Origin of the sequence: Amycolatopsis sp. 3B14 (assembly GCF_050958625.1) — a bacterium.
Lineage (GTDB): Bacteria > Actinomycetota > Actinomycetes > Mycobacteriales > Pseudonocardiaceae > Amycolatopsis_E > Amycolatopsis_E thermoflava.
The window spans coordinates 1-13639 of sequence record NZ_JBHZEN010000007.1; the positions used below are offsets into that span (position 1 = coordinate 1).

11 protein-coding genes and 1 pseudogene are annotated in these 13639 nt (G+C 73.2%); 5 read left to right on the forward strand and 7 right to left on the reverse strand.

The annotated features are described in order from the left end of the window. Window positions 1-247, reverse strand: a pseudogene (locus tag ACCP09_RS04575) (glycoside hydrolase family 2); the annotation flags it as partial. Window positions 248-442: 195 nt separating this feature from the next. Between ACCP09_RS04575 and ACCP09_RS04580 the strand changes: the two are divergent. Continuing rightward, window positions 443-691: a S1 RNA-binding domain-containing protein gene (locus ACCP09_RS04580; RefSeq protein ID WP_433743349.1), complete on the forward strand. Its 249-nt coding sequence runs from the start codon at window positions 443-445 to the stop codon at window positions 689-691. Window positions 692-1022: 331 nt separating this feature from the next. Here ACCP09_RS04580 and ACCP09_RS04585 read toward each other — a convergent pair whose 3' ends face one another. Beyond that, the gene (locus tag ACCP09_RS04585) at window positions 1023-1535 is read right to left on the reverse strand and encodes a DUF2087 domain-containing protein (protein ID WP_027931750.1); all 513 of its coding nucleotides are present in this window, start codon (window positions 1533-1535) and stop codon (window positions 1023-1025) included. Window positions 1536-2304: 769 nt separating this feature from the next. Continuing rightward, window positions 2305-3057: a PP2C family protein-serine/threonine phosphatase gene (locus ACCP09_RS04590; protein ID WP_037322611.1), complete on the reverse strand. Its 753-nt coding sequence runs from the start codon at window positions 3055-3057 to the stop codon at window positions 2305-2307. A 77-nt stretch (window positions 3058-3134) separates the two neighbouring features. Here ACCP09_RS04590 and ACCP09_RS04595 point away from each other — a divergent pair, with 77 nt between their 5' ends. Continuing rightward, the gene (locus ACCP09_RS04595; protein WP_433743352.1) at window positions 3135-6266 is read left to right on the forward strand and encodes a BTAD domain-containing putative transcriptional regulator; all 3132 of its coding nucleotides are present in this window, start codon (window positions 3135-3137) and stop codon (window positions 6264-6266) included. On the opposite strand, the gene ACCP09_RS04600 is transcribed toward ACCP09_RS04595, so the two are convergent. Together ACCP09_RS04600 and ACCP09_RS04605 are read right to left on the reverse strand one after the other, a co-directional pair. After that, complete coding sequence (locus ACCP09_RS04600) at window positions 6254-7429, reverse strand: FAD-dependent monooxygenase (protein ID WP_433743354.1); 1176 nt, start codon at window positions 7427-7429, stop codon at window positions 6254-6256. The genes ACCP09_RS04595 and ACCP09_RS04600 overlap by 13 nt on opposite strands. Window positions 7430-7483: 54 nt before the next feature. Next, the gene (locus ACCP09_RS04605) at window positions 7484-8425 is read right to left on the reverse strand and encodes a GNAT family N-acetyltransferase (RefSeq protein ID WP_433743356.1); all 942 of its coding nucleotides are present in this window, start codon (window positions 8423-8425) and stop codon (window positions 7484-7486) included. Window positions 8426-8494: 69 nt separating this feature from the next. Here ACCP09_RS04605 and yaaA point away from each other — a divergent pair, with 69 nt between their 5' ends. Beyond that, complete coding sequence (gene yaaA / locus ACCP09_RS04610; RefSeq protein ID WP_433743358.1) at window positions 8495-9226, forward strand: peroxide stress protein YaaA; 732 nt, start codon at window positions 8495-8497, stop codon at window positions 9224-9226. On the opposite strand, the gene ACCP09_RS04615 is transcribed toward yaaA, so the two are convergent. After that, window positions 9213-10298, reverse strand: coding sequence for an NAD(P)/FAD-dependent oxidoreductase (locus ACCP09_RS04615; protein ID WP_433743360.1), 1086 nt, complete (start codon window positions 10296-10298; stop codon window positions 9213-9215). The two genes, yaaA and ACCP09_RS04615, sit on opposite strands and share 14 nt — an antisense overlap. A 208-nt stretch (window positions 10299-10506) precedes the next feature. Between ACCP09_RS04615 and ACCP09_RS04620 the strand changes: the two genes are divergently transcribed. After that, window positions 10507-11439, forward strand: a complete 933-nt coding sequence (locus ACCP09_RS04620) for a serine protein kinase RIO (protein WP_123683453.1) — start codon at window positions 10507-10509, stop codon at window positions 11437-11439. Between the two features lie 215 nt (window positions 11440-11654). After that, window positions 11655-13031, forward strand: coding sequence for a DEAD/DEAH box helicase (locus tag ACCP09_RS04625; protein WP_027931758.1), 1377 nt, complete (start codon window positions 11655-11657; stop codon window positions 13029-13031). Between the two features lie 107 nt (window positions 13032-13138). Here ACCP09_RS04625 and ACCP09_RS04630 read toward each other — a convergent pair whose 3' ends face one another. Next, on the reverse strand, window positions 13139-13639 hold the full coding sequence (locus ACCP09_RS04630; RefSeq protein ID WP_027931759.1) for a winged helix-turn-helix transcriptional regulator: 501 nt from the start codon (window positions 13637-13639) through the stop codon (window positions 13139-13141).

A 13639-nucleotide genomic window follows, 5' to 3' on the forward strand; every position in this document is an offset into this window, starting at 1 on the left:
CGAACCGCACACGGTGGTCTGGTACCACCGTGTGCGGTTCGGTCGCGTGCACGCCGGAGAGTTGCGACTCGGGCGGATACGGCACGGTGATCGTCCGGTCGAACGGCTCGGTGGCGGTGAACCAGTGGTCGGCGAGGCCGCGATCGTCGTCGTCGAAGGCGAAGCCCCAGGCACCGTCCAGGTCGAACCACTCGGACCGGACGAGTTGTGGTCGTGGGCAGAGTCGGTCCGGGTCGGCGGCGATCATGGCGAAAACCCTACGACAGGAAGGACTGTTGAGCATGGCACTGTGAGCTGCTAGCTTCGACGCCGTGACTGCCGGGTCGGCCTTGCGCCGCGCACAGACAGGACTCCCGGCCGCGCCGTGATCACCCGGCGGGCCCGTGGCCCGCCGCCACCTCCTGCGTTCCCCATCTGGGACGACGCGACAGGAGGTGATCACATGTCCCAGTACCAGGTCTCGCAGGCCGTGTGGCGCGATTTCCTCGCCCAGCACGCGGACGGCGGAGTCATCGTCGCGACCGTGACACGGGTGCTTCCGTTCGGCGCCTTGGTCGAACTGCCGCCGGGTGTTCCTGGGCTGCTGTCCAGGCCCGCCTGGACAGCGGAAGCGGAAGCCGGTGAACGGGTCGAGGTCCGCATCGCGAGCCTCGACGTCGAGAACCGGCGCGTGAGCGTGGTTCCTGCGTGATTGACACGGTGTGACCGACAGGTGCGGGGGCAGAATGGCGCTGCCCCCGCACCTCCCGCAGCCTAGCGACGCGCCTCGACGTGGCCCAGCACTCGGGCAGTCCCGTCACGGCCGGGCGAGCCCCCACGGCTGTCGGGGACATCGCTGGGGAGTCGGCCTGTGCGAACGTGACCCGCCCCGACGTGGTGCGGGGCATCCACCGCAAGCAGCCGCGTTGATGCCCACCTGGCGCCTCGAGCCGAGCGGCTCAAGCGTCAGTTTTGGGCAGCTCAACGCCAACTGGCCAAGTCGGCGGCTCAATCAGGTGTTGATCGCCGTACGCCAGCCGCACTCAGACGTGGGCTCGCCGACCGTCGGTCTCGAGGCCGGGCCGGGCTTCAGCGGGGCGGCCGTATGCGCGGCCGTCGTTGCTGCGCTGGAGGAGCCCTGCGTCGACGAGGTAGCGGCGGAGCGCGGCATGGTCCTCGTAGATCGCGGCGAGCTTCGCGCGGACCTCCGGCTCGGTGTAGACCCGGCCAGGCTCGAACTGCTCGGCGAGCTTCACGAGCAGGGCCTGGCGGAGCTTGCCCGGACGCGGGATCGCGGTGAGCCTGCCGCGGCTGAACAGCGCTTCGAGCGGATCGTTCGCCGGCTTGGCGAGCGACTCTCGGAACGCTTGCGGCACGGCCCGGTACCGGTCCCCGTCAACGGTGACGATCCCAGCCGAAACGAGGCGCTTCGCGAGTTTCGCGGTGTGCCGATCCTCCGCGATGGGTAGCCCGTCAGGCGAAGTGCAAATCCGGGCGAAAAGCATCAGGCGTTCGGGGTCCGCCAGCGCGGATACCAGCGCTTCCGGTGAGGCCATGGCCCAGACCGTACCCGCGGCCGACGAACGCGCGAACCAGTTTTCATGATCAGACGCGGACACGCCGCCGGGAAGACCCACCGGGCGCGGCACGCCGACCGCCGGCGGCGCAGCCACCTAGGGTGCGTGGCCGCAGCGGTCCGCACCGCCACCGGCGAAGCACACCGCGAATGCCGTCGGGCATGTCGGCCATGTAGGCCGAGTCAGCCGCGCCGGCGATGTAGCTCTAGCCGCCCGCGCTCACCACATCGACCATGCGGGCCGCGCCAGCCGGGCCAGCCACATCGACCATGTCAGCTCTGGCCGACCACGCCGACCAGGCCAGCAATGCCGGCCGCGCCGGCCACGTAGCTCCAGCCGGCCGCGCCGGCACGCGGACCAGGCCAGCCCGAGCCACCATGCCGGCCACGTTGACCAGGCCAGCCCGAACCAGCCGCACGGAGCCACGCCGGCCATGTCGCTCCAGCCCGCCACGCCGACCAGGCCAGCCCGAGCCACCATGCCGGCCACGTCGGCCGCGCCAGTCCGAACCGGCCGCACGGAGCCGCGCCGGGCATGTCGCTCCAGCCGGCCACGTCGGCCGCGCCAGCCCGAACCGGCCGCACCGAGCCACGTCGGCCGCGCCAGCCCGAACCGGCCGCACCGAGCCACGCCGGCCATGCGCTCCAGCCCGCCACGCCGACCACGCCAGCCCGAGCCAGCCAAGTCGGCCACGTCGGCCGCGCCGGGCGCGTCGGCCACGTCGCTCTAGCCCGCTACATCAGCCGCGTCAGGGGGTGGCGCTCGTCTCGGCCACGTCGGCCACGATGCAGCTGATGTTGTCCGGTCCGCCGCCCGCGTTGGCGAGCTCCACCAGCCTCTGCACGGCCTCCTCCGGGGTCGGCACCGTCGTCAGCACCTCGGTCAGCTGCTCCGGCGTCGCGACGTCGGAGAGGCCGTCGGAGCAGATGAGGTACCTGTCGCCGGGCCTTGCGTCCACCACGAAGAGGTCCGGTTCGGGCTCGCCGGCGCCCTGCAGCGCCCTCGTGAGCACCGAACGCTGCGGGTGGCTCATCGCCAGCTCCGGCGAGATCCGGCCCTGGTCCACCAGCTCCTGCACCACCGTGTGGTCCCGCGTCACCTGCGTCAGCTCGCCCTCGCGCAGCCGGTACGCCCGCGAATCCCCGACGTGGGCCACCGCGAACGACGTGCCGTCCCAGGCCAGCACCGTCAGCGTGGTCCCCATGCCCTGCAGCCGGCTGTCCTCCTCGACCTGGGCCCGCAAGCGGGCACCGGCGTCGGACACGGCGGCCGCCAGCGCCTCCACGTCGGCCTTCGCGGACTCCGCCTCGAGGCGCTCGTCCAGTGCGGCGATCGCGGCGACCGCGCCCGAACTGGCGACCTCACCGGCGACATGACCGCCCATCCCGTCGGCGACGGCGAGCAGACGCGGACTGGTGTAGACCGAGTCCTCGTTCGCTTCGCGTCGCTGCCCGACGTCGGAAGCCACGGCGTAGGAAATCGTCAGCGGCCCAGGTTCCATGAGTGAAGTAAAGCAGCGGCCCGCGAACCGCGGCACAGCCTCACCCCGTCCGGCGCGCCATGCGCCACAATCGCGGGGTGTGGTTCGCCGTCCTGGGTCCTGTCGAGGCGCGCTCCGCGGGCGGCGACCCGGTGCCCCTCGGCGGTCCGCGGCCGCGGTCCCTCCTCGCGCTCCTGCTGCTCGACGCCGGCCGCGTCGTCGGCACCGACCGGCTCATCGACGGCCTCTACGGCGACCACCCGCCAGGCGACGCGGCCAACGCCCTGCAGGCCCAGGTGTCCCGCCTCCGCCGCAAACTCGGCGACCACGCCCACATCGAATCCCAGCCCGCCGGCTACCGCCTCGCGGTCGAACCGGACCGCGTCGACCTCCACCGCTTCACCCGCCTCGCCCGCGACGGACGCCAAGCCCTCACCACCAACGAACACGCCCGCGCCGCGAAACTGCTCCGTGACGCCCTGGACCTCTGGCGCGGCCCCGCCCTCGCGGACGTGCGCGACGCGCCCTTCGCCGAAGCCCAGGCCGCGCGCCTCGACGAGCTGCGCGTCGCCGCCGTCGAGGACCGCGCCGAAGCCGACCTCGCCATCGGCGAATCCCGCGCGGTGATCGGCGAACTCACCGAGCTGTGCGCCGCGCACCCGCTGCGGGAACGGCCCCGCGTCCTGCTCATGCGCGCGCTCGCCGCCAACGGCCGCCAAGCCGAGGCGCTCACCGTCTTCGAGGACGCCCGGCGCGCGCTCGCCGACGAACTCGGCGCCGACCCCTCCCCGGAACTCGCCGCCGCGCACCTCGCCGTGCTGCGCGCCGAGCCGGCACCCGAACCGCCGAAGATCCCCGCCCAGCTCACCACCTTCATCGGCCGCGAACCGGAACTGGCCCGCATCGCCGGCCTGCTCGGCACCGGCCGCCTGGTCACCCTGACCGGCCCCGGCGGCGCCGGCAAGACCCGTCTGTCCATCGAGGCCGGTGGCCGCGCCGACGGCGAAGTGAGCTTCGTCGACCTGTCGCCCGTCACCAGCGGCGCCGACGTCGCCCAGGCCGTCCTCACCGCGCTCGGCCTGCGGGAGACCGGCCTGTTCCCCACCGGCGGCGCCCCGCCGGACCCGGTCGGGCGCATCGAGGTCGCGCTCACCGACCGGCGCCTGCTGCTGATCCTCGACAACTGCGAGCACGTCATCGCCGACGCCGCGAAGCTCGTGCACCGGCTCCTCTCGTCGAGCCCGGGGCTCCGCGTGCTTGCCACCAGCCGCGAGCCACTCGGCATCACCGGCGAGGCGCTGTGCGCCGTGCCCCCGCTCGCGTCCCCGCCGCGCGGCGCCGGCGCGGCCGAGGCCACCGGCTACGAGTCGGTGCGGCTCTTCACCGAACGGGCCGCCGCCGTGCGGCCCGGGTTCCGGCTCGACGACGACTCGGCCGAGCGGGTGCGGCGGATCTGCGCCGCGCTCGACGGGCTGCCACTGGCCATCGAACTCGCCGCGGCACGCCTGCGGACCCTGCCGCTGGACCAGCTCGAAGCCCGCCTCGACGACCGGTTCCGCCTGCTGTCCAAGGGCAGCCGCACCGCCGCGCCGCGGCACCAGACGCTGCGCGCCGTCGTCGGCTGGAGCTGGGACCTCCTCGCGCCGGAGGAGCAGAACCTGGTGCGCCGCTTCGCGATCTTCGCCGGCGGGGCGACGGTGGACGCGGTCGCGAGCGTGTGCGGACTGTCCGAACCGGACACCGAAGACCTCCTCGAGAGTCTTGTCGACAAGTCGCTCATCGAGTTTTCCGGTGAGCGCTACCGGATGCTGGAGACGATCCGGGCGTTCAGTGCCGAGCGACTGGACGAATCGGGCGAACGGGACGCGGTGGCCAGGGCGCACGCCAGCCACTTCCTGGCACTCGCCCAGACCGCCGACCCGCACCTGCGCCGCACCGAGCAGATCGAGTGGCTCGCCCGCCTGACCGCCGAGCGGGCGAACCTGCACGCGGCGTTGCGCTGGGCGGTCGAGTCGGACACCGCGCTGGCGCTGCGGCTCGTCGGCGCGTTGTCGTCGTACTGGCGCCTGCAGGGCGTGCGCACGGAAATCGCGCCGCTCGCCGCGCGGCTGCTGGCCAACCTCGGCCCGGAACCGCCCGGCGACCTGGCGGAGGAGTACGTGCTGTGCGTGCTCAACGCCGCGCCCGCCGAACCGCCCGGCCTCGACGAGCACCTGCGGCGGGTCGATTCGATCGTGCCGTCGCTGCCGTGGCCGCTGCGGCAGCCGTACCTGCTCGTCTACTGGGCACTGTTCGCCGGTCCGCCCAGCCCGGCGCGGCGGCCGAACGAGCTGGAACAGGCCATGCTCGACGACGACGATCCGTGGTTCCAGGCGCTGGTGCACTTCTCGACGAGCTACCTGCGCCTGTTCAACGGCGACAGCGCGGGCGCCGAAGAGGCGTTCGCGAGGTCGCTCGGACTGTTCCGGCGGATCGGCGACCGGTGGGGCACCGCGCAGGTGCTCGACGGGCTCGCCGAGCTCGCGGACCTGCGCGGTGACCGGGACCGCTCCGCCGGGCTCGTCGACGAGGCGATGGACCTGCTCGGGCAGCTCAACGCGACGGAGGAGCTGGCCGAGCTGTGGGCGCGGCGGGCGGACCGGTTGCTGCGCGACGGCGACCTGACCGACGCCGAGGCCGGTCACCGCCACGCGGCGGACCTCGCGCGGCGCGCGGGCGCCTCGACGCTGCTCGGCCTCACCGAGCGCGGGTTCGGCGAGCTGGCCCGCCGTCGCGGGGACTTCGCGCGGGCGCGGGCACACTTCGAGCGGGCGCTGGCCATGCTGGGGACGGACTGGCAGGGCGACGCGGCGAGCGCCCGGACCTGCACCGCGATGGGCAGGCTCGCCGAGGCGACGGGCGACTGGGCGGAGGCGCGGGCGCGGCACCGGCAGGCGCTGGACATCACGCTGGCGCAGCACTTCCGGACCGACATCGCGGACGCGCTGGAGGGCCAGGCGGGGATGACCCTGCTCGACGGCGACCCCGAGCGGGCGGCCGAACAGCTGGGAATGGCGGTGGCGCTGCGGAGCGCCACCAGGCCGCACGACCAGGACGTGGCGGCGGTGGCGGCGGGCTGCCAGAAGCTGCTGGGCGCCGACGCCTTCGCGGCCGCCTACGACCGCGGCGCCGCCTTGTCCTTCGAGGAGATCTCGGAAGCCCTCAGCTCCCGGGAGCCTCAGATCCCGTAGTCCTTCAGCTTCAACGTGTTCGCCGCCTTCAGCGTCATCTTGTCGAACACTCCGGAGAACACGCGGGTCGTCAGCATGCGGTGCGACTGGTTCCGCAGCCACAGACCGCGCGCGGTGCGGGGCGCCAGGAACGGGCCGGTGCCCTTCGCCTGCTTCGCGCCCGCTTCGGCGGCGGGGCGGACCTCCGACTCGTACCGCTCGAACGCCACGGCGTGGTCCCCGCCCGCGGCGGCCAGCTCGCCCGCCAGCACGTACGCCGCCATCATCGCCAGTCCCGTGCCGCCACCGCCAGGCCCGACGCCCCAGCCCGCGTCGCCGACCAGGGCGACCCGGCCGCTGGTGTAGCGCGGCAGATACACGTGCGCCAGCTCGTCGAAGTACAGGTCGGCCGCTTCGCGCAGGCCCTCCAGCAGACGCGGGACCTCCCAGCCGACGCCGTCGTACACCTCGGCGATCAACCGCTTCACCTGGTCCTCGTCCTTGCGGTCGTAGGTCAGGCCGTCGGCCGCGAAGACGAAACCGATGTTCGCCGGACCGTCCGGGTCCTGCGCCGCGTACGTCACGCCCCGGCCGAGCACGTTGTAGATCAGCCCGGTGTGGTCGAGCCGCAGGTGGTTCGGCGCGCTGAACCCCGCGCACGCGTACCCCATCTCGGTGCGGAACCGCGACTCCGGCCCGAACGCCAGCGCCCGCACACCCGAGTGCAGCCCGTCGGCGCCGATCACCAGGTCGACGGTCCGCAGGGCGCCGTGGGCGAACGTGACCTCGACACCCGAGCCGGTCTCCGTCAGCGACGTGATCCAGTCGCCGAACACGTACTCCGTGCGGTCCTTCGTCGCCTCGTACAGCACGCGGCTCAGGTCGCCGCGCTGGATCTCGACCTCACCGCTGATCATCGACGCAGGCAGGCTCGCCACGCGCTTCCCGAACGCGTCCAGGATGTGCTGCTCCCCCATCGACGTCTTGCGCGCGCGAATCTCCTCCAGCAACCCCATCCGCCGCAGCACCGACACCTGCTCGCCGCGGAAGTCGACGGCCTGCCCGCCCTCACGCAGGGCGGGCGCGCGCTCGACCACGGTCGTCGCGTAGCCCAGGCGGTTCAGCCAGAACGCCGTGGACGGGCCGGCGATGCTCGCGCCGGAGATCAGCACTGTCCTGTTCATCGAAGCTCCTCAACTCGGTTGACCCGAGCTTCGCCAGGAGCGCTGACCGCCGGCTTACCGTCCGCTGACCGACCGCGCGTGCACGTGCCAGTGGCCGGTCACCGCGAAGCCGCACCGCTCGTACACCCGCTGCGCGCCGGTCGGGTTCGCGCCGTCCACACCCAGCACCGCCCGCCGGTAGCCGCGCTCGCGGGCCTCCCGCAGCACCCGCGCCACCAGGCTCTTCGCCGCGCCGCGGCCCCGCGCCTCGGGCAGGGTGCCGACGTACTCGACGACCACCTCGCCGTCGGCCACGCCGCGTTCGACGCACAGCACCAGCGCGGTCACCCGGTCGCCGTCGAGGGTCAGGAACGACAGCTCCGGCCGGAACCCCGCGCTGCCGGTGACGCGGTGCCGGAACAGCTCGGGTGTCAGCGGCGCGCTGCCGAAGTGTTCGCGGAACGCCTCGTTGAGGGCGAGCCGGGTGGCCTCCTCGTGCCGCGGCTCGTACCGGACGGGCTCGACCGTGGACTCCACGGACGGCAGGGCGGACAGGTCCGCCGCCATGTCGAGGAAGGTGCGCACGTGCTCGTAGCCGCCGGGGCGCAGCACCGACGCGTACCACCGCTGGTTGTCGTGCGCCATGGCGTGCAGTTCCAGCGGCGCTCCCGGGAACACTTTCCGGTGAAGTTCGGAGCTCGCCTCCTCGTACCACCGGAGCAGCTCCGCGCCGAGCGCATCCGTCCGGTGGTCCGGGTGCACCATCGACTCGACCCGCATGTGGTGCACCGGATCGGCGGCGGTCCGGCGTGCCGTCATCGCGTAGGCGATCATCCGGTCGCCGTCCAGCACGGCGACCCCCGCCTCGGGCAGCGGGGAGTTCGGCGACTCCAGGCTCTCCCTGATGTCGGCGACGCTGTGCTCCTCCCCCGTGGGCTCCACCTTCTCGCCCGCGGCGAACAACTCCGTCACCGCTTCGGCGTCGTCCAGCCGCAGTGCGCGCCAGGTCACAGTCATCGGCCGAGCGTAGGCACAGCCGCCGGCCCGTCCCCAGCGATTTTCCGGCCGCGAGTTACCCTGCTGGCCGTGCTGGTGCTGCTGCCTCCTTCGGAAACCAAAGCCGCCGGTGGGGACGGCCCTCCGCTGGATCTCGACGCGTTGTCGTTCGCCGAGCTGAACCCGCTGCGGCGCAAGCTGGCCGACGCGCTCGTGGAGCTGGCAGGCAACGTTCCGGAGAGCCTGGACGTGCTGGGGCTGTCGGCGCGGCAGGAGGACGAGGTGGCGCGCAACGCCGCGCTCTGGAGCGCGCCCACCCTGCCCGCGCTGGAGCGCTACACCGGCGTGCTCTACGACGCGCTCGACTACGGCGGTCTGCGTCCCGCCGCACGGGCGAAGGCGGATCGCAGGCTGGCCGTCGCCTCCGCCCTGTTCGGCATCGCCCGCGGCGACGACCGCATCCCGGCCTACCGGCTCTCCGGCGGCACCACCCTGCCCGCGCTCGGCTCGCTGCGGTCGTTGTGGCGACCGGTCCTGGAGCCCGCTCTGGCCGAAGTGGACGGTCTGATCGTCGACCTGCGCTCCGGCGCCTACGCCGCGCTGGCCCGGATCCCGCGCGCGATCACCGTGCGCGTGGTCACCGCGAGCGGCAAGACCGTGAGCCACTTCAACAAGGCCTACAAGGGAAAGCTCGCCGCCGCGCTGGCGACCGCCACCCGCGAACCCTCCACTGTGGAAGGCCTGATCAGCGCCGCCGAGCGGGCCGGCATCACGCTCGACCGGGTCGGCGAGCAGGAACTGGAGCTGATCACCGACCGGTGAACCGCTCCGGCCGGTAGGGCGCGAGGTCGACCGGCACCTCTTCGCCGAGCGCGAGGCAGGCGACGAGCCGTCCGGCGAACGGCGCCGCGGTCAGTCCGCCCGGGCCGAAGCCGGTGGCGATCAGCACGTCCGGCCGCTCCGCCAGCGGCCCGAGCAACGGCAGGCCGTCCGGTGAGGCGGGCCGGAAGCCGATCCGGGTTTCCAGCAGCGTCGCGTCGGCCAGACCCGGCGCGACGGTCAGGGCGTTGTCCAGCACCTCCCGCTGGCCGGCCGCGGTGATGCGGTGGTCGAAGCCGGAGCCGGTCTCCCGCGTGGCGCCCGCGACCACCCGCGAGCCGGGGAAGGCCAGCAGGTAGTGGCTGGACACCGGCAGCACGACCGGCCAGCGCGCGGTGTCCGCGCCCGGCAGTTCGAAGTGGCTGATCTGGCCCCGCTGCGGCGCCACGGACACCGACGGCACCAGCTCGCTGCTCCACGCCCCGGCCGCGACGACGACCTTGTCCGCCGCCAGCTCCTCACCCGCGACCCGGACGCCGCGCCCGCTCAGTTCCGCCGCACCCTCGACGATCCGGGCACCGCGCGCCACCGCGGCGTCGAGCAGCGCCTGCCGCATGCGCCGCCCGGCCACGCGTCCTCCGCCGGAGACGTGCACCGCGGCCAGGTCGGGCGCGAGCGCGGGGAACAGCTCGCGGGCCTGCGCCGGATCGAGCCGGGAGACCTCGCCCGCCGCCGGTTCCCCGGCCACGCGCGCACTCACCCGGGCGAACGCCTCGTCGAGTTCGGCCGGGTCCGCCGACACGACCATGCCGCCGACCACCTCGAACGAGGTGTCGCCCGCGCCGTCCTCGGCCAGCTGGGCGACCAGCTCCGGGTAGTAGGCGGCGGCCGCGGCGGCGAAGCGGTACTCGTCGTCGCCGCGGCGGCTGGTCCACGGGCACACGATGCCCGCACCCGCGGCCGTCGCTACCCCGGGGCGGCCGGCCTCCACCACGACGACCTCGGCGCCGCGGCGGGCGAGCTGGTGGGCGGTGCTCGCTCCGGCGATCCCGGAGCCGATCACGATCACGCGCATGCCGCCAGTCTGCCGTTAATTCGGTTGCGGCCGCAGCACCGCCGACGGCATGATCACGCCAACGCCGGTGCGCTGGGCCCCGGTGGCGAGTGGAGGAGGTGCGTTGTGTCCGTCGTTGTGCTGGGCCGTGCCTTCGCCGCCCGTCCACCCGCCCCACCCGCCTGATCGAACGGCGCCGGTGGGGCCCCTCAGCCTTGGAGACCCACCAGTGCGTCAGCACGATTTCGAAGACTTCACACCACGCTCACGTCGTCGCCGCCCGCGGTTCGACGACGAGATCAACCCCGTCCGCAGCGGCCGCCTGACCGAACAGGAACGGCAGCGGCTCGCCCGCGTGCGGGACGACAGCTACGCCGAACCGGCGGTGCCCGGCGGCGCCGACCGCTACTCGACGTGGGACAGCGCCGAGCACGGCCCGCGCCCGCACCCGGTCTGGCTGGTCACCGAACTGGCCGCCGTGGACACCGAGCTGGGTGTCCTCAAGACCGGCAAGGAGGCCGAGGTGCACCTGCTGCGCCGCGGGCTCCCCGACCGCAGCCGGGAATGCCTGCTCGCCGCGAAGCGTTACCGATCAAGCGAGCACCGCCAGTTCCACCGCGACTCCGGCTACCTCGAGGGCAGGCGCATGCGCCGGTCCCGGGAGAACCGGGCCATGGCGCAGCGCACCTCGTTCGGCCGCAACCTCATCGCGGAGCAGTGGGCGGTCGCCGAGTTCGCCGCGCTCAGTCGCTTGTGGACGATCGGTGCGCCGGTGCCGTACCCGGTGCAGCGGGACGGCACGGAACTGCTGCTGGAGTTCGTCGGAGAGCCCGACGGCACGGCGGCGCCACGCCTGGCACAGCTGCGGCCCGAGCCGGAGGAACTACGCGACCTGTGGTTCCAGACGATCGGGGCGCTCGACGTACTGGCGTCGGAGGGGCTCGCGCACGGAGACCTGTCCGCCTACAACATCCTCGTCCACCAGGGCCGGATCGTGCTCATCGACCTGCCCCAGGTCGTGGATGTCGTGGCGAATCCGAGAGGAGCGGAGTACCTCACCCGTGACGTCCACAACATCTCCGCGTGGTTTGCCGCGCGGGGTCTGCAGGTCGAGGCCGATGACCTGGCTTTCGACCTGCGGCAGCGGGCGGGGCTGAGGTGAGGTCCCCGACGGTCTTCAGGTATTCTGATCACAGTCCGCAACCGGGCGACGTGAATTCGGGTCGCCCCCTTCATGGGATCGCGGACACACCACCGATGGCGCAGCCGCGCCGGGTTCGTCCTTGTGAAAGCCCGCCGAACTTGTTCTTCAGCCTGCCTGCGCGCAGGCACACCGGGCCTCCCTTGCGACGTACCACCACGTCCGAGAGGCAGTGCGTGAGCATCACCCTTGAGTCCACTTCCACCGTGCAGTCGTTTGCCGACCTGAACCTGCCGGAGCCCCTGCTCGGGGCCCTGCGCAAGGCCGGCATCGACGCACCCTTCCCGATCCAGTCGGCGACCCTGCCGGACGCGCTCGCCGGGCGCGACGTGCTCGGCCGGGCGCAGACCGGATCCGGGAAGACCCTCGCCTTCGGGCTGGCCCTGCTGGCCCGCCTCGAGGGCGGGAAGGCCCGGTCGCGGAAACCCCGCAGCCTGGTCCTCGTTCCCACGCGTGAGCTGGCCCTCCAGGTCAGCGACGCGCTCACCCCGCTGGCCCGCGCGCTGGGCCTGTGGTGCCGGACCGCCGTCGGCGGGATGGCCTTCCCCCGGCAGGCCGACGCGCTGCACCGCGGCGTCGACCTGCTGATCGCCACGCCGGGCCGTCTGTCCGACCACGTCCGGCAGGGCACCGCGGACCTCAGCGAGGTCCAGTTCATCGCCATCGACGAGGCCGACCAGATGGCGGACATGGGCTTCCTGCCCCAGGTCCGGGAGATCCTGGACCTGACCCCGCGCGACGGCCAGCGGCTGCTGTTCTCGGCGACGCTGGACGGCGACGTCGGGCAGCTGGTCAACCGGTACATGCACGACCCGGTCGAGCACTCGGTCGCGCCGGCCACGGCCAGCGTCGACACGATGGACCACTACGTGTTCCAGGTCTCGCGCCAGGAGAAGCAGTCGGTCGTGACCGAGATCGGCGCCCGCGAGGGCCGCACGATCATGTTCGTGCGCACCAAGCACCACGTGGACCGGTTGACCGACCGGCTGCGTGAGCGCGGTGTGCGGGCGGGCGCGCTGCACGGCGGCAAGTCGCAGGGCCAGCGCAACCGGGTCCTGCAGGACTTCCGCGACGGCCACACCACGGTGCTGGTCGCCACGGACGTCGCGGCGCGCGGCATCCACGTCGACGACGTCAGCCTGGTGCTGCACGTCGACCCGGCCGCGGACCACAAGGACTACCTGCACCGCGCCGGCCGCACCGCGCGCGCCGGTGCGTCGGGCACCGTGGTCACGCTGATCACGCCGGACCAGCGGCGCACCGTGCGCCGGATGACCGACAAGGCCGGCGTGCGCGCCGACCAGCTGGTCGTGCGGCCCGGTGACGCGAAGCTGTCCGACATCACCGGCGCCCGCGAGCCGAGCGGCGTCCCGGTGGTGGACCGTCCGCGCGACACCGCCCCGCGCCGGGGTGGCGGCTCGCGTGGCTTCGGCGGGCCGCAGCGGCCGCGTCGCGGTGGCAGCTACGGCGACCGCGACCGCGGTCACGGTGGCGGCTACCGCCAGGGGCGTCCGGGCCGCGGCCCGCGTCGCAGCACGCCGTCTGCCAGCTGACGCGCTGAACCCAGAACCGCCGCGATCCCAGCCCGGGGTCGCGGCGGTTCTTTCGTTCAGTGGGCCTTTTCCGTGAGTCTCGCGGTGTGCAGGCGCGGCGCCGCGGTTTATGCGCTCTGCTCGGCGAGGGCCGCTTCGTAGGCGCTGTGCAGCTTCGCGAACACCGACTCCCGGCCCGGGGGACGCGGGATGCCGAGGTGCTGTTCGCGCAGCTCGTCCATGAACTCGTCCCACAGCTGCGGTCCGCCGCGTTCCAGGAGCTCCGCCCGCACGGCCAGTTCGCGGGTGACCGGCAGGTGCCTGCGCCCCCACGCGCCCAGGTGCGCCATCACCGGCACGAGCTGGATCGCCGGTTCGGTCAGGCTGTAGATCACCTTCTGCTTGTGCGTGGGGTCCGGGGCGCGGGACACCAGTCCCAGCTCCGTCAGCCGCTGCAACCGGGACGCGAGGATGTTCGACGCGATCCCCTCCTGCGAGTTCTGCAGCAGCTCCCGGAAGTGCCGCAGGTTGCCGAACATCATGTCCCGGATCACGACCAGCGACCACTTGTCACCGAGCACCTCGACCGACAGGTTGATCGGGCATCCCGACCGGCGTTCGTCCGTCAT

Excerpts from the sequence above, each read along its gene's own strand:
- ACCP09_RS04580 (WP_433743349.1), top strand. The coding sequence starts at position 443 with ATGTCCCAGTACCAGGTCTCGCAGGCCGTGTGGCGCGATTTCCTCGCC.
- ACCP09_RS04585 (WP_027931750.1), bottom strand. The coding sequence starts at position 1,535 with ATGGCCTCACCGGAAGCGCTGGTATCCGCGCTGGCGGACCCCGAACGC.
- ACCP09_RS04590 (WP_037322611.1), bottom strand. The coding sequence starts at position 3,057 with ATGGAACCTGGGCCGCTGACGATTTCCTACGCCGTGGCTTCCGACGTC.
- ACCP09_RS04600 (WP_433743354.1), bottom strand. The coding sequence starts at position 7,429 with ATGAACAGGACAGTGCTGATCTCCGGCGCGAGCATCGCCGGCCCGTCC.
- ACCP09_RS04605 (WP_433743356.1), bottom strand. The coding sequence starts at position 8,425 with ATGACTGTGACCTGGCGCGCACTGCGGCTGGACGACGCCGAAGCGGTG.
- ACCP09_RS04615 (WP_433743360.1), bottom strand. The coding sequence starts at position 10,298 with ATGCGCGTGATCGTGATCGGCTCCGGGATCGCCGGAGCGAGCACCGCC.
- ACCP09_RS04630 (WP_027931759.1), bottom strand. The coding sequence starts at position 13,639 with ATGACGGACGAACGCCGGTCGGGATGCCCGATCAACCTGTCGGTCGAG.